Origin of the sequence: Glycocaulis abyssi (genome assembly GCF_041429775.1) — a bacterium.
GTDB lineage: Bacteria > Pseudomonadota > Alphaproteobacteria > Caulobacterales > Maricaulaceae > Glycocaulis > Glycocaulis abyssi.
Genome location: NZ_CP163421.1, coordinates 2,394,894 through 2,419,914, shown reverse-complemented (window position 1 = coordinate 2,419,914; position 25,021 = coordinate 2,394,894). Strand labels below are relative to the sequence as shown.

Annotated in this window: 22 protein-coding genes; 11 read left to right on the top strand and 11 right to left on the bottom strand. The window is 63.4% G+C overall.

Annotated features, from left to right (window positions below; all coding sequences use genetic code 11):
- Window positions 1-12: 12 nt before the first annotated feature.
- On the bottom strand, window positions 13-1,158 hold the full coding sequence (locus tag AB6B38_RS11760; protein WP_371393044.1) for a hypothetical protein: 1,146 nt from the start codon (window positions 1,156-1,158) through the stop codon (window positions 13-15).
- A gap of 301 nt (window positions 1,159-1,459) precedes the next feature.
- Between AB6B38_RS11760 and AB6B38_RS11755 the strand changes: the two genes are divergently transcribed.
- From AB6B38_RS11755 to AB6B38_RS11735, 5 genes are all read left to right on the top strand, one after another.
- On the top strand, window positions 1,460-2,026 hold the full coding sequence (locus tag AB6B38_RS11755; RefSeq protein ID WP_371393043.1) for a TetR/AcrR family transcriptional regulator: 567 nt from the start codon (window positions 1,460-1,462) through the stop codon (window positions 2,024-2,026).
- On the top strand, window positions 2,023-3,117 hold the full coding sequence (locus AB6B38_RS11750) for an efflux RND transporter periplasmic adaptor subunit (protein WP_371393042.1): 1,095 nt from the start codon (window positions 2,023-2,025) through the stop codon (window positions 3,115-3,117). The genes AB6B38_RS11755 and AB6B38_RS11750 overlap by 4 nt, the downstream gene beginning before the upstream one ends.
- Before the next feature lie 25 nt (window positions 3,118-3,142).
- Window positions 3,143-6,256, top strand: coding sequence for an efflux RND transporter permease subunit (locus AB6B38_RS11745; protein ID WP_371393041.1), 3,114 nt, complete (start codon window positions 3,143-3,145; stop codon window positions 6,254-6,256).
- Between the two features lie 55 nt (window positions 6,257-6,311).
- Window positions 6,312-7,121 (top strand): hypothetical protein, encoded by an 810-nt coding sequence (locus AB6B38_RS11740; RefSeq protein ID WP_371393040.1) that lies wholly within the window; start codon window positions 6,312-6,314, stop codon window positions 7,119-7,121.
- A gap of 75 nt (window positions 7,122-7,196) precedes the next feature.
- A complete protein-coding gene (locus AB6B38_RS11735; protein ID WP_371393039.1) occupies window positions 7,197-7,415 on the top strand; it encodes a hypothetical protein in 219 nt (72 codons plus the stop codon).
- A 9-nt stretch (window positions 7,416-7,424) separates the two neighbouring features.
- On the opposite strand, the gene AB6B38_RS11730 is transcribed toward AB6B38_RS11735, so the two are convergent.
- The 3 genes from AB6B38_RS11730 to AB6B38_RS11720 form a co-directional block, all read right to left on the bottom strand.
- On the bottom strand, window positions 7,425-8,288 hold the full coding sequence (locus tag AB6B38_RS11730; protein ID WP_371393038.1) for a DUF1295 domain-containing protein: 864 nt from the start codon (window positions 8,286-8,288) through the stop codon (window positions 7,425-7,427).
- 79 nt (window positions 8,289-8,367) lie between these two features.
- On the bottom strand, window positions 8,368-8,781 hold the full coding sequence (locus AB6B38_RS11725) for a DUF6691 family protein (protein WP_371393037.1): 414 nt from the start codon (window positions 8,779-8,781) through the stop codon (window positions 8,368-8,370).
- 10 nt (window positions 8,782-8,791) lie between these two features.
- On the bottom strand, window positions 8,792-9,229 hold the full coding sequence (locus AB6B38_RS11720) for a YeeE/YedE family protein (RefSeq protein WP_371393036.1): 438 nt from the start codon (window positions 9,227-9,229) through the stop codon (window positions 8,792-8,794).
- Between the two features lie 140 nt (window positions 9,230-9,369).
- Here AB6B38_RS11720 and AB6B38_RS11715 point away from each other — a divergent pair, with 140 nt between their 5' ends.
- The 4 genes from AB6B38_RS11715 (at window position 9,370) to AB6B38_RS11700 (ending at window position 12,899) form a co-directional block, all read left to right on the top strand.
- On the top strand, window positions 9,370-9,714 hold the full coding sequence (locus tag AB6B38_RS11715) for a metalloregulator ArsR/SmtB family transcription factor (RefSeq protein WP_371393035.1): 345 nt from the start codon (window positions 9,370-9,372) through the stop codon (window positions 9,712-9,714).
- Window positions 9,714-10,583, top strand: a complete 870-nt coding sequence (locus AB6B38_RS11710) for an MBL fold metallo-hydrolase (RefSeq protein ID WP_371393034.1) — start codon at window positions 9,714-9,716, stop codon at window positions 10,581-10,583. The genes AB6B38_RS11715 and AB6B38_RS11710 overlap by 1 nt, the downstream gene beginning before the upstream one ends.
- Before the next feature lie 165 nt (window positions 10,584-10,748).
- Window positions 10,749-11,180, top strand: coding sequence for a TIGR01244 family sulfur transferase (locus AB6B38_RS11705; protein WP_371393033.1), 432 nt, complete (start codon window positions 10,749-10,751; stop codon window positions 11,178-11,180).
- A gap of 12 nt (window positions 11,181-11,192) precedes the next feature.
- On the top strand, window positions 11,193-12,899 hold the full coding sequence (locus tag AB6B38_RS11700; RefSeq protein ID WP_371393032.1) for a SulP family inorganic anion transporter: 1,707 nt from the start codon (window positions 11,193-11,195) through the stop codon (window positions 12,897-12,899).
- Between the two features lie 262 nt (window positions 12,900-13,161).
- On the opposite strand, the gene gyrB is transcribed toward AB6B38_RS11700, so the two are convergent.
- The 3 genes from gyrB to AB6B38_RS11685 form a co-directional block, all read right to left on the bottom strand.
- Window positions 13,162-15,582: a DNA topoisomerase (ATP-hydrolyzing) subunit B gene (gene gyrB, locus AB6B38_RS11695; protein ID WP_371393031.1), complete on the bottom strand. Its 2,421-nt coding sequence runs from the start codon at window positions 15,580-15,582 to the stop codon at window positions 13,162-13,164.
- 9 nt (window positions 15,583-15,591) lie between these two features.
- Window positions 15,592-16,218, bottom strand: coding sequence for a LysE family translocator (locus AB6B38_RS11690; protein WP_371393030.1), 627 nt, complete (start codon window positions 16,216-16,218; stop codon window positions 15,592-15,594).
- 62 nt (window positions 16,219-16,280) lie between these two features.
- On the bottom strand, window positions 16,281-16,736 hold the full coding sequence (locus AB6B38_RS11685; RefSeq protein ID WP_371393029.1) for a hypothetical protein: 456 nt from the start codon (window positions 16,734-16,736) through the stop codon (window positions 16,281-16,283).
- Between the two features lie 83 nt (window positions 16,737-16,819).
- Between AB6B38_RS11685 and polA the strand changes: the two genes are divergently transcribed.
- The gene (gene polA / locus AB6B38_RS11680) at window positions 16,820-19,594 is read left to right on the top strand and encodes a DNA polymerase I (protein WP_371393028.1); all 2,775 of its coding nucleotides are present in this window, start codon (window positions 16,820-16,822) and stop codon (window positions 19,592-19,594) included.
- 2 nt (window positions 19,595-19,596) lie between these two features.
- On the opposite strand, the gene dapB is transcribed toward polA, so the two are convergent.
- From dapB to AB6B38_RS11660, 4 genes are all read right to left on the bottom strand, one after another.
- The gene (dapB, locus tag AB6B38_RS11675; RefSeq protein ID WP_371393027.1) at window positions 19,597-20,427 is read right to left on the bottom strand and encodes a 4-hydroxy-tetrahydrodipicolinate reductase; all 831 of its coding nucleotides are present in this window, start codon (window positions 20,425-20,427) and stop codon (window positions 19,597-19,599) included.
- A 74-nt stretch (window positions 20,428-20,501) separates the two neighbouring features.
- Window positions 20,502-21,677, bottom strand: coding sequence for a molecular chaperone DnaJ (gene dnaJ, locus AB6B38_RS11670; RefSeq protein ID WP_371393026.1), 1,176 nt, complete (start codon window positions 21,675-21,677; stop codon window positions 20,502-20,504).
- 89 nt (window positions 21,678-21,766) lie between these two features.
- Window positions 21,767-23,686 (bottom strand): molecular chaperone DnaK, encoded by a 1,920-nt coding sequence (dnaK, locus tag AB6B38_RS11665; protein WP_371393025.1) that lies wholly within the window; start codon window positions 23,684-23,686, stop codon window positions 21,767-21,769.
- A gap of 200 nt (window positions 23,687-23,886) precedes the next feature.
- A complete protein-coding gene (locus AB6B38_RS11660) occupies window positions 23,887-24,234 on the bottom strand; it encodes a hypothetical protein (protein WP_371393024.1) in 348 nt (115 codons plus the stop codon).
- A gap of 118 nt (window positions 24,235-24,352) precedes the next feature.
- Between AB6B38_RS11660 and AB6B38_RS11655 the strand changes: the two genes are divergently transcribed.
- Window positions 24,353-25,021 (top strand): hypothetical protein, encoded by a 669-nt coding sequence (locus AB6B38_RS11655; protein ID WP_371393023.1) that lies wholly within the window; start codon window positions 24,353-24,355, stop codon window positions 25,019-25,021.

Here is a 25,021-nt window from a genome sequence, read left to right as displayed (position 1 = left end):
GGGACATTGCGCCTAGGGCGCGCCGCGCGCGTTCCTGCCGGTATCCGGCGATCCGGCCAGGTGCGGCTCGGGTGCTTCCTGACCGGCCTGCGCCGGCGCCGAACCCATGATCTGCTGACGGATATCGGGCATGGACCCGGTGGCCACGAAAGGCAGGGCAATCGCCATCGCGACCGACACGGCAAGGCCGATCCCCGCCCGGCCAATATCGGTGGCGACATCAAACATGGCCTCGCCCTTGGAGCGCAGCGAGGCGACATAGGTGATCGCGATCTCACGGCCTGCCAGAAGGCCAAGGAATACCCAGGTCGTGCTCATCGGCACGTCGTTGAGCTCCTTGAAGTAGAGCAGGATGAAAGCGTAGATCAGGTCGACAAAAGTGGCCGAGCGCGGGTCCACCGTATTCGTCTTTGTAAGGACGATCTTCTGGATTTCACCGCCCCTCGAGGCGAAGATGATGCCGTGCAGGGCGACCATTAGCAGGGTCGCGAACACGACAAGGCCCAGCGAGAATGTCACCTGTACCGAACCGTCGGCGGCCACCATCGTCTCGCGCGGCAGGAAGATGAATATATTGGCCAGGTCCTGCATCAGCCATTGCGCCCACAGGAAGGCCGTCGAGCACCACTGGGCGATGAACCAGAAGGGCGAGATGGGCCGGCCGCGCGTGCGCGCCACCCAGCGCTCGAAAAAGCGCGCGATAATCAGAAACACCACGGCGCCGGCGGCGAACGCGACCAGATAGCCCATGAAGCTTTTCAGCAGCATTGAGCCGAGCACGCCTTCGGTTGCCGCGCCGCCGGAAAGCGTGAAAATCGTTAGTACAAGGAATGTGGTGGAAACCGGAATGCCAAACCGGGTCAGCACCAGCAGGACCAGAGGCGGCAGGACATGCCACCACTGAATGCCCATCTCCGGGAAGGGGATGCGGTTCAGCCGGCCAAAGGCGATATCGCCGTCATAGGCGAACCATCCATAGGCCATGACCGCGATGATGATCGAGGAGGCGAACGCCCAGAGCACAAGCCATGGGCGTTTGGCGTTTGAAGACAGGAAGGTGCCCAGCGTCTGGATGACGTCGTTGGCGACAATCGCATAAGACGCAAACAGGAATCCGACGAGCGCAAGAAGCGGCACGCCAAGAATGACCATATCCATGCAACAGAGCCTTTGCGGGATCAAACCTGCTCGGATCGCCGCATATATCAGTTCGTTCGTCAGTGCAAAGAAAAGCAGCTCCGGAAGGGGCTTTCGCGCTGATTCTTCACGAAAGTGTCACGAAGCCGGGCGCGCCGGAAAATCTTCGGGTGACCCCATTGCACAGGACAATGCGGCGCGCTAAATAGACAAAACCGTCCAGACGGTATAGATGCGCTGCACAATAAGCTCCCCCGGCCTCGTTGCACTGCAGCATACCGTCTGGATGGACCGGATTTACCGCCCTAACCGAGACACGCCCGTGGCAAAGACACAGACCAAGGAAGCCAGAAGCTCCGCCCGCGACGTCATTCTGGACGCCGCAGAGCGCGTGGTTGAACGCGATGGCGCCGGACGGCTGACCATTGACGCGGTGGTGCGTGAAAGCGGGTTTTCCAAGGGCGGTGTGCTCTACAACTTCCCCTCCAAGCTGGACCTTATCAAGGGCATGGTGGCGCGCATTGTCGATGCGGTGCATTGCGATGTGGAGCTGGCCCGCAAGGATGCGCGCGAGCAGGGCAACTCGGAGCTCTCCGCGCTGATCCGTACCGCCTGCGAGAAAGAACCGCGTAGCCAGAAATTCATGATGGGCCTGCTGGTCGCTGCCGCCGAGCATCCTGAATTGCTGGATCCGGTGCGCGGGCTGATGACGCAGATGCGCGACGATCTCCTCGCCAGCGCCGCCGACCCCGATCTTGCCCGTATCGTTTTCCTCGCGGTGGACGGGCTGCATTTTGCCGATTTGCTCGGCATGGACTTTCTAACCCCTGATGAACGGGCCCGCGTAGAGGCCCAGCTGGTCGAACTCATTTCGGAGTCCAAGCCATGAAGACGCTCTTTCTCCTCCCCACAGCCACAGTGCTGGCCGCCACACTGCTGGCGGCCTGCTCTGATGTTGCCGCCACGCCTGAAGAGACGCTGCGCACCGCGCGCATCGAGACCGTTGCCGCCCCGACCGGGCTGGCCCGGCGGGAGTTTGTCGGCCGGGTCGAGGCCCGCTACACGGTCGATCTGGCCTTCCAGGTGTCCGGGCGGCTGGCCGAATTTGCCATTGCCGAAGGCCAGATGGTTGAAGAAGGCACGCTGATCGCGCGCCTGGAAGACCAGGACTATGAGCGCGCGCTGCGCGAGGCACGCGTCCAGCTGCAGCAGGCACGCACCCATCTGGAGCGCCAGCAGACACTGCATGAGCGCGGGATCGCGTCTGATGCGGCGCTGGAAGACGCGCGCACCGCCTTCGAGCTGCGCTCGGTGGCGCTCGATACTATGCGTCAGAATCTGGCCTATGCGACGATCGAGGCGCCCTTTACCGGGCTTCTCAGCCGCCGTCTGGTGGACAATTTCACCACGCTGAGCGCCGGCCAGCCCGTCGCCCGCCTGCAGGATCTGTCCGAGCTGCGCGTGGCCATCGCCGTGCCTGAAAGCCTGATCGGGACGCTGGAAGCGCCCGGCAGCTATGCGATCAGCGCGCGCTTTCCCTTCCTGGCAGACCGCGACTTCCCGCTGGAATTCCGTGAACTGATCGCCGAGGCCGATGCGGCCTCACAGACCTATAAGGTGATGTTTGCGCTGCCTCCCGGCATACCGGGCAATATCCTGCCGGGCATGACGGTGAATGTCCGCGTTCAGCTGGATCAGGAAAACATGCCCGGCGGCGATGCGGTACGCATCCCGGTAACGGCGCTCTCGGCTCTGCCCGATGGCGGGTTCCAGGTCTGGGTGTTCAATCCGGACACCAGCGAGGTGGTGGCACGGCCCGTGCGCACAAGCGGCGTTGAGGGCAGCTCGGTGCTGGTGCTCGACGGCGTGCAGGCCGGCGAGCAGATCGTCACTGCCGGCGTGAGCGGGCTGAGCGAAGGCATGCGGGTGCGCCCCATGGTGCCTTCAGGAGCCGTCGCCCATAATGGCGCTGCGCGCTAGTCTGTAACCCGGCAGGATCAACACCATGACGGACACTACGCAGCCCGCGCCGGAAGAACCGGCGCGCACCGATGATGCATTCAACCTGGCGCGCATCTCGATCGAGAAACCGGTCATCAGCTGGCTGATCATCCTGGCCTGCCTGCTTGGCGGCCTGTGGGGGTTCAACACGGTCGGCCAGCTGGAAGACCCGGATTTCACCCTCAAGGACGCCATCATCTTCACCGCCTATCCCGGCGCGACGGCCGAGGAGGTGGAGGCGGAAGTGACCGAGCTTCTCGAAGCGGCCATCCAGCAGATGGGCCAGCTGGAGCGGGTGACATCGAAATCCATGCCGGGCATGTCGGAGATACAGGTTTCCATCCGCGACGATATTCTGGGTCATCAGCTGCCCCAGGTCTGGGATGAGCTGAGAAAGCGGGTGCGCGACGCGTCGGCGGGCCTGCCTCCAGGCGTCGCCGACCCGCAGGTGGTCGATGATTTTGCTGATGTGTACGGCATTCTCTATGCGGTAACCGCGCCGGGCTATTCAGACCGGGAATGGCGCGACATGGCGCGCAATCTGCGCCGCGAGCTGCTGGTCGTGCGCGGCGTCTCGCGCGTCGAGGTGGCCGGTCTTCCCGATGAGCGCATCTATATCGAGATCGCCCAGGAGCAGCTGGCCCGGCTGGGTCTGCCGTTTGACGCTGTCCTGCAGGCGGTGAGCAATGAGAATGCCGTTGTGCCGGCAGGCGAAACGCCCGCCGGTGACCGCCTGCTGCGTGTGACCGTGCCGCAGCGCGTGGACGGTATTGCAGCCCTTGAAAACATTCTTATCGCCCCGCGCGCCTCTGGCGGCGTATTGCGCCTGTCCGATATCGCGACCGTCAGCCGCGCGCCACTGGAGCGCGAAGGCTTCTATGCCTACCACAATGGCGAACGGGTGTTCACGCTGGGCATTGCCGCCCTGCCGGACGCCAATATCGTCGATGTCGGCCGCCGGGTGGAAGAGCGCCTGCGCCAGCTGGAAGCGGATCTGCCCGTCGGGGTCGAGCTTAGCCCGATCTACGAGCAGCATGTGGTGGTGGACCAGGCGATCCGCGGCTTTCTGGTAAATCTCGCCATGTCGCTGGGCATCGTGATCGTGATGCTGTGCGTGTTCATGGGCTGGCGGGCCGGAGTGACGGTGGGGGCAACCCTGCTGCTGACCGTGCTGGGCACGATCTTCTTCATGTCAGCCTTCGACATCACCATGCAGCGCATCTCGCTGGGCGCGCTCATCATCGCCATGGGCATGCTGGTGGATAACGCGATTGTCGTGACCGAGAGCATGCAGGTGGATGTGCAGCGCGGCGTGCGCCGCCAGATCGCCGCCGAGCGCGCGGTGAAGACCACGCAATTCCCGCTGCTGGGCGCGACCATTATCGGCATCATGGCCTTTTCCGGCATGGGCCTGTCGCAGGATTCCACCGGCGAATTCATGTTCTCCATGTTCGCCGTCATCGGCATATCGCTGGGACTGTCCTGGCTGCTGGCCATCACCGTCTCGCCGATGATCGCCTTTGCGCTGTTCAAGTCCGAGCGCGGCTCAAAACCCGACCCCTATGGCGGGCGCACCTATACAGTATACCGCGCCATCCTGACCGGCGCGCTGCGTCGGCGCTGGCTGACCCTGATGACGCTCGTCACCATCACGCTCGCCAGCTTCTGGGGGTTTGGCTTTGTGCGGGCCGCCTTCTTCCCGGACTCCGATACCCCGCTCTTTTACATCAATATCGAGCTTCCTCAGGGTACGGACATTCTTGCGACTGACCGGGCTGTGCGCCAGGCGGCCAGCTATGTGCTGGTTCAGCCCGAAACACAGGCCGTGACCACATTTGTCGGCCGGGGCGGGACGCGCTTCATGCTGACCTATTCCTCCGAGCAGCCCAATGCCGCCTATGGCCAGCTGGTGGTCCGCGCCCATTCCACCGACGTGATCCCGGCCCTGTCAGAGCGTATTGTCAGCCATATCAGGGAAACCCTGCCCGAAGCAGAGGTGCGCGGCGAGCGCATCGTGTTCGGTCCCCCGGCAGGCGCGCGGCTGGAGGCCCGCTTCTCCGGGCCGGACGCTGATGTGCTGCGGGCTCTGGGCGAGGAAGCGGTGACCCGGCTCGCCGATACCGGAACGCTCGCCGATGTGCGCCATAGCTGGCGCAACCGCGAACTGATGCTCGAACCGGTCATCTCTGCCGATCGCGCGCGCGCCACCGGCGTGACCCGCGAGGATATCGGCGAAGCCCTGCATTTTGCCACGGAAGGCACGCGCGTGGGCCTCTATCGCGAAGGCGATCTGCTGATCCCGATCATCGCGCGCGCGCCGCAGGCCGAGCGGGAAAACCCGTCCGCGCTGGAAGACCGGCTGATCTGGAGCCCGTCACAGAACACCTATGTGCCGATCACACAGGCCGTCGAACGCTTCGAGCTGGTGGCGCGTGACACGCTGATCCGGCGGCGCGACCGGGTGCGCACACTGACCGTACAGGCCAATCCGCCAGAGGGCGAAACCGCGGCTTCGGCGTTCGGGCGCTTTTCCGGCGTCATCAACTCGATCGATCTGCCACGCGGCTATTCCGTGCAGTGGGGCGGTGAGATCGAAGCCAATCAGGAAGCCAACGAGTTGCTTGGCCAGGTCCTGCCGATCAGCCTGATCGTGATGCTGGTCGTCAGCTTCCTCCTGTTCCAGAAAGTGCGCCAGCCGCTCATCATCTGGGCGATTGTGCCGATGAGCATATGCGGGGTTACGGCCGGTTTGCTGATAACCAACATCGCCTTCTCCTTCACCGCATTGCTGGGCTTCCTGTCGCTCTCTGGCATGCTGATCAAGAATGCCATCGTGCTGGTGGACGAGCTCGATCAGCGCGTGGCCGCCGGCATTGATCCGTTCGAGGCGGTGCGCGAAGGCTCGGTGAGCCGCCTGCGCCCGGTCTTCCTCGCCTCGGCGACGACTATTCTGGGCATGATGCCGCTGATTGCCGATGCCTTCTTCCAGGGCATGGCGGTCACCATCATTGGCGGACTGGCCTTTGCCACGGTGCTGACCCTGGTGGCAGCGCCTGTGCTCTACGCTCTGTTCTTCGGTATCCGCGCGCCAATACCAGCGCGCACGCTGAAAGGTTAACGTGTCATAAACGCAATCAGCGCGAGATGGCGGGCAAGCCGGAAGGATTCCCGCCATGCTGATTACCAGCCCCGACCGCATCGAGCCCCGCGCCGGCGAGCATGCCTATGCCTTGCGGCTGTCCCTGCCGCCCAACCGCGATCCTGCGCAGGACACCGCGCTGGCCGAGCATATTGACAGCTTTGTCAGGCTCTATCTGACGCGGTTTGATGCCAGATCGACCCGCGCCACCCGCACCGCGCCCTTGCGCTGGATGCTGGTTTCGGCCTCGCAGACAATGGCCGAGATGGAAAAGGTTCGCGCCGAGCTGGAGACAACACTTTTCGGTACCGGGCCGTCGCATTTGCGCGGTCAGGCCGTGCTGGTGGAGATCCCGGTCGAGGACGAGGACGAAGGCGAAGCCTATGTCCCCGCCCTTGCGCAGGGCACTACAGAGACGCAAGCGGCCAGCGCCGAAACTGATCCCCAAGGCGCGCCTGAAAGCGCAGGCACGCTGCAAGAGGAGCTGGCGGCCTTCCGCGCTGATATGCGCGAGATTGCCACCAGTCTGCACGGCGTGGACGTGAAGGACGCACTGGGCAGTTTCCGCTCGGAGCTGGATACGCTCGCGCAAAGACTGGAATCAGGCATTTCAGAAGCGGCAGGCCGGGTTGAAGGGGCCGCCGAGCGGATTGACCTTGCAACCGCCCGCCTGCCTGATGCCGACCGGCTGGAGCTGGCCCTGACGCGTAATGATGCGTCCGCCGCCCTTATCTCCAACGGTTTGCAGGAAAGCCTGAAACTGCTGCTCAAAGCGGTGGAGGGGCTGGAGCGCCAGAGCGCCGAGCCCAAATTGCTGGACACGCAAGGGCGCCACGCGGCCTGACCGCTCATTTTCTGCTTCAACATTACGGCGAAGTAATGTTAGCCTTCCCGGTGAATGGGGTCTGGGGAGGCAACCATGCGCATCGTCTTTGGTCTGGTAGCGGCGATACTGGTCTGTGCAGGCTGGATGATCTGTCCTGTCAGCCTGCGCGCGGAAGTGACCCGCACCGTCGGGCCAGACTCTGAGATCGTCGAGGAAATGCGCGCCGGGGCGGATGTCATCGCGGCGGCGCTGGCCATACGCGCGCCGGACCTAAGCGATGAAAACGGCGATGACCGGCGCCGGGGCTACTGAAGCGGACCCTCACACCGCGCTGTCATATTCGGTCGTGTCATCATCCTCATCATCGATCACCGGCTCATCGCTGGTTCGCGCCTTGGGCGGCCAGGGAATGATCGCGCTGGTGCGCGCGGCATAGTCGGCATAGCCCGGACGCGATGTCTTCATCCCCTTCTCCAGCAGCGGCACGCCTGACCAGCGCAACAGCGTGAAGGTGAGGAAGGCCGGGCCGATGAAGGACCAGAAGCCAAGCGCCGTTTCCGCCGCGATCAGCCAGATGCCCCACCAGGTGCATATCTCGCCAAAATAGTTGGGGTGGCGAGACCAGGCCCACAGGCCCTGATCCATGACCTTGCCCTTGCTCGCCGGGTTTTCCCTGAACACTGAAAGCTGCCAGTCTGCAACGGCCTCATAGGCGATACCAAACACCGCCAGCGCAAAGCCCAGCAGGGCGAGAATGCCAAATCCCACAGGCTCGGCGCTGATCTGGCCCAGCTGCACAGGCAGGCAGACGATGAACAGCAGAATTGCCTGCGGACCGAAGACAGCGAGCCCCGTCGCCTTGTCATAATCCCAGCCGCGCTTGTCCTGCAGGCGTCCAACCAGCGCCTTATAGCGTTGGTCCGGCCCCTCCCGGCCCCAGCGGTGGAAGAGGTGCAGACCGAGACGCATACCCCAGGCAATCGTCAGGCCCGCCAGGATCAGCTTGCGCTCCAGCCAGCCATCGCCCGCCATGATGAAGGTCGTCAGCGCCAGTATGACCATGCCGAACGCCCAGAAGGCATCGACAAAGCTGGGATCCTTGATCTTGCGGCTCCACAGCCACAGCCCCGCAAACACGGCGGCAATCACGAGAAAATTGATGATCAGGATAACGGCAAGAGGCATGGGCGTCCTCGCGGGCAGAGCTGGCTTTCAAAAGGAAACCTAGCGCGCACCGCGAGGAAGGGCGAGAGGGTGTTAGTGATTAATCGCGCACCAGCCAGCGCCAGCCCGCCATCCCGGCCAGCATGGCCACCGCGAAGACAAGGACCGGCATCGCACCGGTGCCGAGCGCGGTCAGTGCGGGTCCGGGGCAGAAGCCGACCAGCCCCCAGCCCACGCCGAACATGGCCGCCCCGCCGATCAGGCGGGCATCCAGCTTCGTCGCCGTCGGCACGTTGAACCGGTCGGCAAAAAACGGGGCCGGGCGTTTGAGGACGAAGCGGTAGCCGATAAAGACGGTACCGGCCGCGCCCGCCATGACGAAGGCGAGGCTGGGGTCCCACTGGCCCGCTATATCAAGGAAGTTCAGCACCTTGGCCGGGTTGACCATGCCGGAGACGATAAGACCCAGCCCGAAGACCAGGCCAGCCGCGAGGGCGGAAAGAACAGCTTTCATGGGTCTGGTCCTATACAAGATGTCTGGTGACAAAGACGGTGGCGAGCGCCGCCGCCATGAAGACGCCGGTCGCCACCAAAGATCGCGGCGAGAGCCGGGCCAGCCCGCATACGCCGTGACCGGACGTGCAGCCCGAACCGATCTGCGTGCCGGCGCCCACGATCAGCCCGGCGACGATCAGAAGCGGCCAGCTATCGGTGACGGCCACTTCCGGCATCGCCCCCGTCACCGCAAACCACAAGGCAGGCGCGGCGACCAGACCGGCCACAAAGGCCAGCCGCCAGAAGCGGTCCAGACCATTGAACGGTGCCGGGCCGAGCAGCCCGCCAACAATGCCGGCAATACCGGCGATACGGCCATTGAGCGCCATCAGCATCACCGCTGACAGCCCGATCAATACCCCGCCCGCGAGCGCGGAAAGGGGCGTGAAGGCGGTAGGTGTGTCCATTATTCCTGTTGTCCTGTTGCAGGGGCGGTGAGATTTCATCGCCAACACTTGTCATTTATCGAAAATGATATATATCAGATCACAACGCAAGCCCCGGCGTGATTTTTTCTCTGACAGGGGTATGGATAGGGAGCCAGGCCATGCAGGCAGGTCTTGATCTGGAAATGGTGCGCGCCCGCGCCGATGAGGTGGCGGGGCTGTTAAAGCTGCTCTCTCACCCCAACCGGCTGCTGGTGACGTGCGAGCTGGCCGATGGCGAGCTTTCTGTCTCGCAGATCGAGGCGCGCACCGGCGTGGCGCAGCCCAATCTCTCACGTGATCTGGCGCGGCTGCGAGCGGAAGGCATTGTCTCCACGCGCCGCCAGTCGAAGCAGATTTTCTATTCCCTCAAAGACCCCCGCATCCTGGCCGTGATGCGCGCCCTGTGTGACGCGTTCGCACCGGTGGCCGATGCGGCCAACGATTCAAGCAAGGAGTATGTGTGATGACCGGCATTCCTGACGTGAAAGCCTTTTTCGACGAGCCGACCAATACGGTCAGCTATGTCGTGTCCGACCCGGCCACGAAGAAGGCGGCGATTGTCGATTCGGTACTCGACTACGACCCGAAATCAGGGCGCACCTCGCGCGACAGCGCAGACGCCATCATCGCCTATGTGAAGGAACAGGGTTTTGAGGTGCAATGGCTGCTGGAAACCCATGTCCATGCCGATCATCTCTCCGCTGCGCCCTATCTGAAAGAGAAGGTGGGCGGGACTCTCGCCATCGGCTCGCATATCCGCACGGTGCAGGACGTGTTCGGCAAGGTGTTCAATGCCGGGACCGAGTTCCAGCGCGACGGGTCCCAGTTCGACCGGCTGGTCGAGGATGGCGACACATTCAAGCTGGGCGAAATTGATGTGCTCGCCCTGCACACGCCCGGCCATACGCCCGCCTGCATGACCTATGTGATCGGCGATGCGGCCTTTGTCGGCGATACGCTGTTCATGCCGGACTATGGTACGGCGCGCTGTGACTTCCCCGGCGGCAGTGCCTCCACGCTCTACCGCTCGATCCAGAAAATCTACGCCCTGCCGGATGAGACACGCATGTTCCTGTGCCATGACTACAAGGCACCGGGGCGCGACACGTTTGAATGGGAGACGAGCGTGGGCGAGCAGAAACGCGCCAACATTCACGTCCATGAAGGGGTGTCGGAAGCGCAGTTCGTGAAAATGCGCACTGAGCGCGATGCGACGCTGGCCATGCCGACCCTGATCCTGCCGAGCGTGCAGGTGAACATGCGCGCCGGTCACATGCCGCCAGCCGAGGATAACGGCATGACCTATCTCAAAATTCCGGTAGACGCACTTTAAAGGATCATTCTGTCACCCCCGCTTTGTGCGCGGGACCCATGCCTGCAGCGACCCAGCTGGCGTCAAGTTGTCAGGCATGGGTGGCCCGGACCTCGCCTGCGCTTGGCCGGGCCATGACAATGATTGATTTTTCCAGCCTGACCCACCCCTTCCAAGGACACTCCCATGCCCCATAAACCCCTCACGCCCACGATTTCGGTTGCCGGCCAGCTGAGCGCAGACGAGATCCGTGCGCTCGCGGCTGAAGGCTATTCGACGGTGATCTGCAACCGGCCCGATGGTGAGGAGCCGGGCCAGCCGCCTCTGAGCGAGTTGCAGGCCGCGGCACGGGAGGCGGGCATCGCCTTTCATCATATCCCCGTCTCCGGCGGGCAGTTCCCCGAAAGCGCGATTTCGGCCTTTGGCGAGGTTCTGGACAGCGCAGACGGCAAGGTGATGGCCTATTGCCGCTCCGGCACCCGCTCCACCTGCCTGTGGGCGCTCTCGCAGGCGCGTACCGCAGAACCGGCGAGCCTCATCGAGGCGGGCGCGCGCGCCGGGTATGATCTTGCCCCGCTTGCCCCGGCGCTCGCCGCGCGCCATGGCAACAATGCGTAAGGACCATCGCAGGTGAAGCTCTCCCGCTATCTGCCCATTCTGGAATGGGGCCGGGAATACCGGCGCGAAACGCTTGTCAGCGATCTGATGGCGGCGGTGATCGTCACCATCATGTTGATCCCGCAATCGCTGGCCTATGCCATGCTGGCCGGACTGCCGCCCGAAACCGGGCTTTACGCCTCCATGGCACCGCTGGTGCTCTACGCGATCTTCGGGACAGGCCGCACGCTCGCCGTCGGGCCGGTGGCGGTGATCTCGCTGATGACGGCGGTCGCCGTGGGCCGCGTCGCCGATGAAGGCTCCATGGGCTATATCACCGCCGCACTTACCCTCGCCGTGCTCTCCGGCGTAATCCTTGTCGCCATGGGCCTGTTCCGGCTGGGCTTTATCGCCAACTTCCTCTCCCACCCGGTGATTTCCGGTTTCATCACGGCCGCCGGCCTGCTGATCGCCGCCGGGCAGATGCGCCATATTCTCGGCACCGGGGCGGGCGGGCATACGGGCGTCGAGATTGCCGCCAGCCTCGTCACGACCATTGGCGAGGCTAATCTGTGGACGCTCGCCGTGGCGATACCCGCCCTTGCCTTCCTCGCATGGGCGAGGAAAGGCGCCGCTGACCTGCTCTGGCGGCTCGGCCTGCCGAAATTCTATGCCAACCTGATCGGGCGCGCCGCGCCCCTGCTGGCGGTCGCGGCATCCATCGCGGCGGTGAAGATTTTCGATCTCTCCGCACACGGTGTGGCGACGGTGGGTGATATTCCGGCCGGCTTGCCGCCTTTCACCCTGCCGTCCGTTGATCCAGCATTGATCTCCGCCCTCATCGGCCCGGCGCTGCTTCTGTCAGCGGTGGGTTTTGTGGAATCGGTGTCGGTCGCGCAGACGCTGGCCGCCAAGCGCCGCCAGCGCATCGATCCTGATCAGGAGCTCATCGGGCTCGGCGCGGCCAATATCGGTGCTGGTTTCTCCGGCGGCTTCCCGGTGACGGGAGGCTTTGCCCGCTCGGTGGTCAATTTCGATGCCGGAGCGGCCACACCCGCCGCAGGCGCGTTTACCGCCATCGGGATCGGGCTTGCCAGCCTGTTCCTGACGCCCTGGCTTGCCGATCTGCCCGTTGCCGTGCTGGCGGCCACGATCATCGTGGCCGTACTCTCGCTGGCGGATTTCCCGATCATCCGGCGGACCTGGCGCTATTCAAAAAGCGATGGCGCGGCCATGACCGGCACCATACTCGCCACGCTGCTGGTGGGGGTGGAGGCGGGCATACTCACCGGCGTCGTGCTCTCCATCGGCCTGCATCTCTACAAGACCAGCCGCCCGCATACGGCCATTGTCGGCCTGGTTCCCGGCACCGAGCATTTCCGCAATGTGGACCGCCACGCCGTAACGCTATCGCCAAGGTTGATAACGCTGCGCGTGGATGAAAGCCTGTATTTTCCCAATGCCCGCTATCTGGAAGATCGCGTGCTGGAGCTCGTTGCCGCACAGCCCGAGGCAAAGCATTTCGTGCTGATGTGCCCGGCGGTGAACGCGATTGATGCCAGCGCGCTGGAAAGTCTTGAGGTCATCAACCAGCGCCTGAAGGAGGGCGGGCTCTCCTTCAACCTCTCCGAGGTGAAAGGCCCGGTCATGGACCGGCTCAAACGCTCCGGCTTCCTCAATCACCTCACCGGCAAGGTGTATTTGAGCCAGTACGAGGCGTTCATGGAGCTGGGGGGTTAGGGTTCTTTTCCCTGATCCTTCGAGACGCTCACTGCGTTCGCCCTCAGGATGAGGGAAAAGTACGCCTAAGCCCTCATCCTGAGGGGCTTCGTCAGAAGCCGTCTCGAAGGACGAGGGCTTCCAGGCCGCATAGCGGCCTGAAAAGCGCGACTGCGCGCCCGCGACTTTTCGCGGAACATCGCAACGCGGATGCGTTGCGCAACCAAAAGAGGCATGGATCACCCGCATCCCCGCCTGCGCGGGCATGACGAGAGAAGATGGCCTAAGCATCCACCTCAGCTTCGAGGGCGAACTCCTGGATGAACTCGCGACGCGGCTCCACCACATCACCCATCAGCTTGGCGAAGAGATCGTCGGCGGTATCGGCTTCCTTCACCGACACACGAAGCAGGGAGCGCGCATCGGGATCGAGCGTGGTTTCCCAGAGCTGGCCGGGATTCATCTCGCCCAGACCCTTATAGCGCTGGATCTTCATGCCCTTGGCCCCGGCGCGGATCACCGTGTCCATCAGCTGCCAGGCGCCATGGATCACTGTCTCCTCGCCCTTGCGGGTAAAGAGAAGCGGGCCGGTATAGTCCTCGGCAATGGCGGCTGCACGCTCTGACAGGCGGCGCGCATCGGGGCTGGCCAGGATCGTATCATCGAGCACCACGGCCTCGGTCACGCCGCGCACTTCGCGCTTGAGCACCAGTCCGCCTTCAGGCGGCACCAGCCCCATCCAGCCATCCTCGCCCTCGTCTGCGGCGCGGTTGAGGCGCACGGCGACCTTTTCGGCCAGCTCCTGCGTCACTTCCGGGTTGAGCGCCCCGTCCAGCGCGGCCGCTTCCAGCGCGAAGGCAGGCGCGCGGGCGGTCAGGCGGGCGGTGGCCAGCACCACGCCTCTGGCCGCTTTCACGCGTTCGGCCAGGTCGGCGCCAGTGACGATCTCGCCTGTGCCGAGCTTCAGGCTGGCTTCAGCGGAGCCTTCCTCGATGAGGGAGGCGTCCATCTCGGCCTGATCGGTCATATAGCGTTCAGAGCGCCCGCGCGTGACCTTGTAGAGCGGCGGCTGGGCGATATAGAGATGGCCGCGCTCGATCAGCTCTGGCATCTGCCGGTAGAAAAAGGTGAGCAGCAGCGTGCGGATATGCGCGCCGTCCACGTCGGCGTCGGTCATAATGATGACCTTGTGGTAGCGCAGCTTGTCATAGTCGATCTGGTCGCGGCCAATGCCGGTGCCAAGAGCGGTGATAAGCGTGCCCACCTGATCGGAGGAGAGCATCTTGTCAAAGCGCGCGCGCTCCACATTGAGGATTTTACCGCGCAGCGGCAGCACAGCCTGATTCTCCCGGTTGCGGCCCTGCTTGGCCGAACCGCCGGCGGAATCACCCTCGACGATGAAGATTTCAGACTTGGAGGGGTCTTTTTCCTGACAGTCGGCGAGCTTGCCGGGCAGGGAAGTGATATCGAGCGCACTCTTGCGCCGGGTCAGCTCGCGCGCCTTGCGTGCGGCCTCGCGGGCGGCTGCCGCCTCGATGATTTTGGAGACAATGCCCTTGGCCTCGGCCGGGTGTTCCTCAAACCATTCGGAAAGCTGTTCAAACACCGCGCCCTCAACGGCCGGGCGCACTTCGGAGGAGACCAGCTTGTCCTTGGTCTGGCTGGAAAATTTCGGGTCCGGCACCTTCACCGAGAGCACGCAGGTCAGCCCCTCGCGCGCATCATCGCCCGTGATCGCCACCTTGGCTTTCGAGGCCAGGCCGGAGCTCGCCGCATAATTATTGATGATGCGCGTCAGCGCGCCGCGGAAACCCGCCAGGTGCGTGCCGCCATCCCTTTGCGGGATGTTGTTGGTGAAGCACAGCATGTTCTCGTGATAGCTGTCATTCCACTGCAGCGCGGCCTCCACCGTCACCCCGTCACGATCACCCAGGATCACGATCGGCTCGGGGAAGATCGGGGATTTGGCGCGGTCGAGATGCTTCACGAAGGCGGCCACCCCGCCATCATATTGCAGGACTTCCTCAAAGGCTTCCGCCTCGCGCTCATCACGCAGGACAATGCGTACGCCCGAATTGAGGAAGGCGAGCTCCCTTAAGCGGTGATGCAGGCGCGCGCGCTCGAATACGATCTCGGAGAAGGTCTTGTCGGAGGGCAGGAAGCGCACCTCGGTGCCGGTGAGCGGCTTGCCATTGGGACGCAGCGGCGCCTCGCCGATGACTTTCAGATCCTCGCCATCCTTCGGCTCGCCATGGACAAAGCGCATATAATGCGTCTTGCCATCGCGCCAGATGGTGAGATCCAGCCATTCGGAAAGCGCATTCACCACTGACACGCCCACCCCGTGCAGGCCGCCGGAAACCTTGTAGGAATTCTGGTCGAACTTACCGCCGGCATGGAGCTGGGTCATAATGACCTGAGCGGCCGAGACGCCCTCGCCCTCATGGATGGCGGTCGGCACGCCGCGCCCGTCATCGGAAACGCTCGCCGAACCGTCCGCATGCAGGGTTACCCGCACCTCGGTACAGTGGCCCGCCAGCGCCTCGTCAATGGCGTTGTCGACCACCTCATAGACCATGTGGTGCAGGCCCGAACCGTCATCGGTATCCCCGATATACATGCCCGGACGTTTGCGAACGGCATCGAGCCCTTTGAGGACTTTGATGCTGTCCGCGCCATATTCCTGATTCGTGTTCTCGCTCATGGGTTTTTTCTAGCTGATAGCAAGCCATACCGCCACGCTTGCCATGACAAAAGCCGTGGCAAGGTCAGCGCGCGATTTCACACCCTTCGCCACCAGCCAGCCCCGCGCCCGCTCTGCCAGCGTCACATGGACCGCCGTGGTGAGCATGAAAAGCGCCAGCATCATCGCCACCATCACCGCGTAATCGGTCATGCGCACGGTCGATAGATCAAAGAAGGCAGGAAGGAAGGCGAGATAGAAGAGGATCGCCTTGGGGTTGGTCAGCGGCATGGCGACACCTGCAAGATAGGTCGCGCCATAACCTGCCGTGCGCTTGAGGCCGGAGGTGACGGGGGCAGGCGGTTTTGGCCACAGGCCGGAGCGCAGACTGCCCCAGGCCATCCACAACAGGATTGCGACGCCAATCGCCTTGCCGATCCAGACATAGGGCCCTGCCCGCTCTGCCAGCGCGGCAAGCCCCGTCACCGCCACCGTCAGCCAGACAATGTCACCGGTAATGATGCCGCTGCCATAGAGCCAGCCATGTACCGGCCCCGCATCAATCGTGCGCGCGACCATGGCGGCATTGCCCGGCCCCGGCGTGAAGAACAGGATGAAGAGCGCGCCGCCAAACGCGGCCAGCGAGGCAAGGGTCATGGCGTGTGGATTAGCGCCGCAGCCGGGCATCGCAAAGCGCGCGCGGCAGTGGTGGCGAGAGCCTAAAGGACGCAGGCTACAGAGTTATCGGGGAGGTGGATGGAATCGATATCGGTGAGCGCGCCACGTGATATCCTTCCAGAGACGCCCACATGCTGTCCGTCAACTCGGTCGATACAGGATGATGGTATATCGGCTTGAATGGCGATCATGAACCGGCACCTCGGAGTATCGCAAAGATAATTGCCGAACTCACCTTTCATGAAGTGCCCCTCCAGCAGCGCTATCGAGACGTTCCGCGGTGATCCGTGCTCAGTGTAATGGCGCTCGACATTCGTGATGTAGATATCCTGGCCGCAACCCACGATCGCCGAGGCGAACATCAGCGCAAACAATCCCGTTCTCATTGCCATCGAAGAAACCTCCACACAGCGTTTCGCCATCAGTTTGCGACTATCGACCCGCGCCGGGGCGTCGGCAAGCTCCTGCGTCTCGGCGGGCCGGGCAACACCCGCCACACCCCGCCTGATTGCCCCGATCACGAAGCGGGCCTAGTTTGCGCCCTCAATATTCCCTCGCCCGCTTCCCAAGGACGCTTCCCATGGCCACGACACGCCCCGTTACCAAAGACTCCCATGTCTATCTGGTGGACGGGTCGGGCTATATCTTCCGCGCCTATCACGCCCTGCCGCCGCTCACGCGCTCTGACGGCACGCCGGTCGGTGCGGTGCAGGGCTTCTGCAACATGCTGTGGAAGCTGCTGGAGGATTTGAAGGGCGAGGACCAGCCGACGCATCTGGCCGTGATTTTCGATCATTCGGCCAAGACCTTCCGCAATGATCTTTATCCCGAATACAAGGCGCACCGGCCCGAACCGCCCGAGGACCTTCGGCCCCAGTTCGCCATCATCCGCGATGCCACCAAGGCGTTTGACCTGCCGTGCATCGAGATGGACGGGTTTGAGGCCGATGACCTGATTGCCACCTATGCCCGCCAGGCCGCCGAGAAGGGCGCGCGCGTCACCATCGCCTCCTCCGACAAGGATCTGATGCAGCTGGTCAATGATCAGGTGACGCTCTTGGACCCGATGAAGGTGCGCCGGATTGGCGATGCGGAGGTACGCGAGAAGTTCGGCGTTGGCCCGGAGCGCGTCATCGACGTGCAGGCGCTTGCTGGTGACAGCGTGGACAATGTGCCGGGCGTGCCGGGCATCGGCATCAAGACGGCGGCTGAACTCATCAACACCTATGGCGATCTTGAAACCCTGCTGGCGCGGGCAGAAGAGATCAAGCAGCCTGCACGGCGCACCAAGCTGATCGAGAATGCGGAGAATGCCCGCATCTCCAAGCTGCTGGTGACGCTGAAAGACGATATCGAAACCCCTGATGCGCTGGAGGATTTCGGCGCGGCGGACCCGGACGGCGAAAAGCTGATCGCGTTTTTGCGCTCCATGGAGTTCCGCACCATCACACGGCGGGTGGAGGAGGCGCTGGGGGCAGGGCCCGCCGACGAGACAGGCGATGCGACCGCGCCGATTGACCGCTCCGGCTATGCCTGCGTGCAGACGGTGGACGCCCTTCAAAGCTGGATCGCAAAAGCAAAGCGCATGCGCGTCATCGCGGTTGATACCGAGACCGACGCCCTGTCGGCAACGGCGGCCGGGCTTGTCGGTATTTCCATCGCGGTGAAGCCGGGCGAAGCCTGCTATATCCCGCTTGCCCATCTGGGCGGGGATCTTGCCGATGGCGGGGGGCGGCCTGAGCAGATCGAGATGGCGCAGGCCATCGGCCTTCTAAAGCCGCTGCTGGAAGACCCCGCCGTCCTGAAAGTCGGTCAGAACATCAAATATGATCTCGCCGTGCTGGCCCGTCAGGGGATCATCATGGCCCCGATCGATGACACCATGCTGATCTCCTATGTGCAGGAGGCGGGCCTGCACGGGCATGGCATGGACGAGCTTTCCGAGCTGCATCTCGGCCACAAGCCGGTCGCCTTCAAGGAGGTGGCTGGCACAGGCAAGAACCAGAAGCATTTTGGCGAGATCGACCTTAAACGCGCCACCGAATACGCCGCCGAGGACGCCGACATCACGCTGCGCCTCCATGAGCTTTTAAAGCCGGGTCTCGCCGGCAAGGGCCTTGCCACCGTCTACGAGACGCTGGAGCGGCCCATGCCCGCCGTGCTGGCGAAGATGGAGCTCAATGGCATCAAGGTCGATGTCGCCCAGCTCTCAAGGCTTTCATCGGAGTTTGCCCAGCGCATGGCGCAGGCGGAGGAAGAAGCGTTCGAGGCCGCAGGCACGCATTTCAATCTGGGCAGTCCGAAACAGATTGGCGATATCATTTTTGGCGATATGGGCCTGCCCGGCGGGAAAAAGACCAAGACGGGCGCGTGGTCGACCGATGCGAGCGTGCTCGAAGAGCTCGCCAATGAGGGTCATGCTTTGCCGCGCGCGCTCTTGACCTGGCGGCAGTTTGCCAAGCTGAAATCGACCTATTCGGACGCGCTGAAAGCCGCGATCAATCCGGATACCGGGCGGGTGCATACGTCCTTTTCATTGGCGGCGACGACGACCGGGCGGCTGTCCAGCTCTGATCCGAACCTGCAGAACATCCCGATCCGTACCGAGGAAGGCCGCCTGATCCGCGAAGCCTTCGTGGCCGAGAAGGGTCATGTGCTGGTCGCGGCCGACTATTCCCAGATCGAGCTGCGCCTGCTGGCCCACATTGCGGGCGTCGATGCCCTGAAAGACGCCTTCAAGGCAGGCCATGACATTCACGCCATGACGGCGTCTGAAATGTTCGGTGTGCCGCTGGACCAGATGGACGGCGCGACGCGGCGCAAGGCGAAGGCCATCAATTTCGGCATTATTTACGGGATTTCCGCCTTCGGCCTTGCCAATAATCTGGGGATCAAGCGCGATGAGGCGAAAGCCTATATCGAAAGCTATTTTGAAAAATTCCCCGGCATCGCCGCCTATATGGACGCGATGAAGGAGACCGCGCGCGAGCAGGGCTATATCGAGACCGTGTTCGGCCGGCGCTGCCACTTCCCCGGCATTCGCGACAAGAACCCGGCCATGCGCCAGTTTGCCGAGCGTCAGGCCATCAACGCGCCCATTCAGGGCTCAGCCGCTGATATCATCCGCCGCGCCATGGCGCGCATGGACGCGGCGATTGAGCAGGCGGGCCTGAAGGCGCGCATGCTGTTGCAGGTGCATGACGAGCTAGTCTTTGAATGCCCTGAAGACGAGGCGGAGACGCTGATCCCGCTGGTGCAGGAAGTGATGGGCAAGGCGGCCCTGCCTGCGGTCGATCTGTCGGTGCCGCTGGTGGTGGAGGCCAAGGCCGCCCTCACCTGGGGACAGGCGCACTAGGGTCACTTCAACCCCAGCACATCCTCAATACCGTAAAGGCCGGGCGCCTGCCCGGTCAGCCATTTGCCGGCTTCCAGCGCGCCGCGCGCGAAGATGAAGCGGTCATTGGCGCGGTGGCGGATTTCCAGCTCCTCGAACGCGCCCAGGAACAGCGCCGAATGCTCGCCAATCGCGCCGCCGCCGCGAATGGCAGAAAATCCAATCGCGCCGACGGGGCGCGCGGCGCCCTGACGCGGCCGGTCAAAAATCGCCTGGGTTTCGAAATCAAGCCCGCGCGCCTCGGCCGCCGCCTCGCCAATGGCCAATGCCGTGCCGGAGGGTGCATCGGCCTTGCGGCGATGATGGGCCTCGACGATTTCCAGATCAAACTGCTCAGGCGGCAATAGCCGGGCTGCCTCACTGGCGAGCCAGCGCGTGACCGCAGCGCCCAGCGAGAAATTGCGCGCATAGAGCACCGGCACTGATTGCGAGGCGGCGTTGAGCATCGCCATCTCGTCCTGGCCAAGCCCGGTAACGCCGCACACGAAAGGCGGGCCGCCGCGCTCTGTGATCTGCCGGGCAAAGGCGGCGCTGGCCTGCGGTCCGGAGACATCAATCACCAGATCGGCCGCGTCCGCCGCATCGCGCATGGAGACGCTGGTTTCGATGCCGGTCAGGGCGGTACCCGCCAGCTCGCCCAGATCGGCCCCCAGCATCACCGAATCGTGGCGGACAACGCCCGCCACCAGCTCCATATCGGGCCGGCGCGTGATCTCGGCCATGATGAGGCGGCCAAGCCGCCCCGACGCGCCGAGAACCGCAATCTTGAGAATTTTGCCCGGTGGCGTGCTCACTGCTTTCACTCCCGCCCGTAATCAGACCTGATATTGCAGACCCATTCGGTTAGCAGGGCGTGAATGACGGTGAATCAGGCGCTGGGGCGCGCTTCATCATCGCCGCGCACATCATCCCAGAAGCGCTTGACCTTCTTGAAGAAACCGTCGCTGTCGGGATTGCAGCCATCGCCGGAAAGCTCGCAGAATTCACGCAAGAGCTCTTTCTGGCGCTCGCACAGCTTTTGCGGGGTCTCGACAAACAGCTCGACAAACATGTCGCCGCGCGCGCCGCCGCCTTTGAGGCGCGCCATGCCCTTGCCCTTCAGGCGCATGCGCCGGCCGGTCTGGGAGCCCGCAGGAATATGCATTTCGGCGCGCCCGCCTTCGATGGTGGGGGCCATTATCTCGCCGCCCAGCGCCGCCGTCACCATGGGCACGGTCGCGCGGCAATAGAGATTGGGTCCGTCGCGCTCGAAAATGTCGTGCGGCCTGACGGAGATGAAAATATAGAGATCGCCCGGCGGGCCGCCGCGCCCGCCCGCCTCGCCTTCACCGGCAAGGCGGATACGCATGCCGTCCTCCACGCCCGGCGGCACCTGCACCTGCAGCTCGCGGTTCTTGCGCACCCGGCCCACGCCGTCGCATTCCCGGCAGGGCGTTTCGACATACTGGCCACGCCCGCCACAGGTCGGGCAGGTCTGCTCCATGGTGAAGAAGCCTTGTGTGCGGCGGATGCGCCCCGCGCCGTTACAGGTTTCGCAGGTGATGATCTTGGAGCCGGGTTCCGCGCCCGATCCCTCGCAATGGCCGCAGGAAACGGTGGTAGGGACGCGTATCTTGGCATCCTTGCCGTTGAACGCCTCTTCCAGCGTGATTTCCATGTCATAGCGCAGATCAGAGCCGCGCGCCGGGCCGGAACGCCGGCGTCCGCCGCCGCGCCCGGCAAAGGCATCACCAAAGACCTGCTCGAATATGTCGGCAAAATCGGCTGCGCCGCCAAATCCGCCCGGCCCGAACGGGCCGCCCGCGCCAGCCCCGCCATTCTGGAAGGCGGCATGGCCCATCCGGTCATAGGCGGCGCGCTTGTCGGCGTCCGACAGGATGGCGTAAGCCTCGCCTACTTCCTTGAACTTGGCTTCGGCCTCCGCATCGCCCGGATTGCGGTCGGGGTGATACTGCATGGCGAGCTTGCGGTAGGCGCTTTTGATCGCGCCCGCATCGGCGGTGCGTTCAACACCCAGGATTTCGTAATAGTCTCGCTTGGACATGGTCCGCCGGTCTGAATGCTTGCTGGTATCAGGCAAAAGCCCCGGCCCACCTTCAGGGAGCCGGGGCTGTCAGCATCTGCACGCCGTTATCAGGCGCTCTTCTTCTTGTCGTCGCCGTCCACTTCGGTGAACTCGGCATCGACCACATCATCCCCGTCCGGGGTGTTGTCGTCCGAACCGCCTTCATCACCGCCAGCCGCCTGCTGCTGGGCGTACATGGCCTCGCCCAGCTTCATGGCCGCCTGCAGGACAGCTTGCGTCTTCTGCTGGATGGCTTCGACATCCTCGCCATCCTTGACCTCTTTCAGCTCGGAAATGGCGGTCTCGATGGAGGATTTGTCTTCCGCCGAGACCTTGTCGCCAAACTCTTCGAGCTGCTTTTCGGTCTGGTGGACCAGCGCCTCGGCATTATTGCGGGCCTCGGCCAGCGCGCGGCGCTTCTTGTCGGCCTCGGCATTGGCCTCGGCATCCTTCACCATTTTTTCGATGTCAGCGTCGGACAGACCGCCAGACGCCTGGATGCGGATGGCCTGCTCCTTGCCGGTCGCCTGATCCTTCGCGGAGACATTCACAATGCCATTGGCATCGATATCGAACGTCACCTCGATCTGCGGCATGCCGCGCGGGGCAGGGGGAATGCCGACCAGATCAAACTGGCCCAAGAGCTTGTTATCAGCGGCCATTTCCCGCTCACCCTGGAAGCAGCGGATCGTCACCGCCGTCTGATTGTCATCAGCGGTGGAGAAGGTCTGGCTCTTCTTGGTCGGGATGGTGGTGTTGCGGTCGATGAGGCGGGTGAACACGCCGCCCAGCGTCTCGATGCCCAGCGAAAGCGGGGTCACGTCGAGCAGCAGCACGTCTTTCACATCGCCCTGCAGCACGCCGGCCTGAATGGCCGCGCCCATGGCAACAACTTCATCGGGGTTCACGCCGCGATGGGGTTCCTTGCCGAAGAAGGTTTTCACCGCCTCCTGCACCTTCGGCATGCGCGTCATGCCGCCCACCAGAACGATCTCGTCGATCTGGCCGGTGGAGATGCCGGCATCCTTCAGCGCCGCCTTGCACGGCTCGATCGTGCGCTTGATGAGGTCTTCAACGAGCGCTTCCAGCTTGGCGCGGGACAGTTTGAGATTGAGGTGTTTCGGGCCGGAGGCGTCCGCCGTGATGAAGGGCAAATTGACCTCATAGGCAGAGGCGCTGGAGAGCTCCTTCTTGGCCTTTTCAGCCTCTTCCTTCAGGCGCTGGAGGGCCAGCTTGTCCTTGCGAAGGTCGATGCCGTTTTCCTTTTTGAACTCGTCGGCAAGGTAATCGACAATGCGCATGTCGAAATCTTCACCGCCCAGGAAAGTGTCGCCATTGGTGGCCTTCACCTCGAACACGCCGTCACCGATCTCCAGGATCGAGATGTCGAACGTGCCGCCGCCAAGGTCGTAAACGGCAATGGTTTTGGACTCGCCCGATTTGTCGAGGCCATAGGCGAGCGCGGCTGCGGTCGGCTCGTTGATGATGCGCAGCACTTCAAGCCCGGCGATCTTGCCGGCGTCCTTGGTGGCCTGACGCTGGGCGTCGTTGAAGTAGGCGGGAACCGTGATGACGGCCTTTTCCACCTTCTCGCCGAGATAGCTTTCCGCCGTCTCTTTCATTTTCTGCAGGATGAAGGCGGAGATTTCGGCCGGCGCGTATTTCTTGTCGCGCCCTTCCACCCAGGCATCGCCATTATCACCGGGGACGATTCTGTAGGGCACCATGTCGGCGTCCTTCTTGACCGTCGGGTCGTTCATGTTGCGGCCGATAAGGCGCTTGATGGCGAAGAAGGTCTGCTCGGGATTGGTCACGGCCTGACGGCGCGCGGGCTGACCGATCAGGCGCTCGCCATCTTCGGTGAACGCCACAACAGACGGCGTGGTGCGCGCGCCTTCGGTGTTCTCGATAACGCGGGCCTGCCCGCCTTCCATGACCGCCACACACGAATTGGTGGTGCCAAGGTCGATGCCGATAACTTTGCTCATAGTCTCATTCTCTCCACTTTGTGGCAGGGCGGGGTGCGCGGTCCGTAAACCTTAAAAAGCGTTTGCGGCGGCTCGCCGGTCATCCGCCCCCCGTGCAGGTTGGTGTTTCTGGTCGTGCTTTAACCCTTCGAGGCGGTCAGGAAAAACCCCTCTTGATACGGGGCGATTTAGGGAGGCGGGAGCGAAGCCGCAAGGGTGTGTTACGCCTTATTTGCGGCCGCTTTCCACCAGCGCCAGGCCGCAGCGCCGCCGATAACAGCAAAAGCGGGCACACAAACCGGCATGGTCGCACGCGCTACAGGTTCGGGCAGGAAGAGAATATCGCGCGCCCAGCCCTCCTCGATTCCGGAAAGCTCGCGCGCCCAAGTCTGCAATATGCATTCGCCATTGATCAGAATGCCGATGAAGATGAGCACAGGAAAGCCGAGCGCCCACGGTACAAAGCGTTCAAAGCGCCCGGTCAGCACATAGGCGGCAAGCCCGATCACCATGGTGACCGCCACCACCCAGACAATGGTGTGGACCAGCTGCAGGATGAACAGCGCCATATGTCCCCTCGTCCCCCTTCTTGCCTGCCATCCATACTGGCCCGGCTTCCGGCGCGATCCAAATCCTGATTGAGTGTGTGGCAGGAAACGAGCTGCGCCCAGCCGTCAGGAGGCTGACATGAACACGATCCCCCTACGCACCGGACTTGTCGCCCTGATGGCGCTCGCCCTGACCGCCTGCATCATTGAGCGCGAGCATGTGCTGGCGCCCGATACGCAAGGTCTGGTGGTGGATGGCGATACGCTTGCGCCAGTACAGGGCGCGCAGGTGCGTTTCGAGGCGCTGAACGGAAGCCTTGCGTCGGTGGCAGATGAAGAAGGCCGCTTCTTCCTCGACGGGCATAGCGAAATGCGCCGTGTCATGCCGATGGTTGGAGGCGTCCATCGCGACGCCTCGCGCGTGCAGGCGAGCGCCAACGGATATGAGACGGGCTATTCAAGCGCGGCCTTCATCAACGGGCTGGGCCCGGCACAGGCCGAATATCCGGTGATTATCATGCTGGTCCGGCAAGGCGCGGACGAACCTGATCTGGCCGGTCTGATGGCGGACTGTCTTGAAACGCCTGAGCAGCGCCACGCAGTACATATCGCGGCCCGTCTTGCCGAGCTGGACCCGCAAGGCCTTCCCGCGTGGCTGGACACCGAGGCGGCGCTGGGACTGGAAGAGCATATCAGCATCGTCCTGCGTTCGAGCCTTCTTCTGGACTGTGAGCAGACACAGGCCGCGCACGAGACCCTGCAGGGCAAGCTGACGGCCTTTCGCGCCATCGCCGGGATCGGGGGTTAG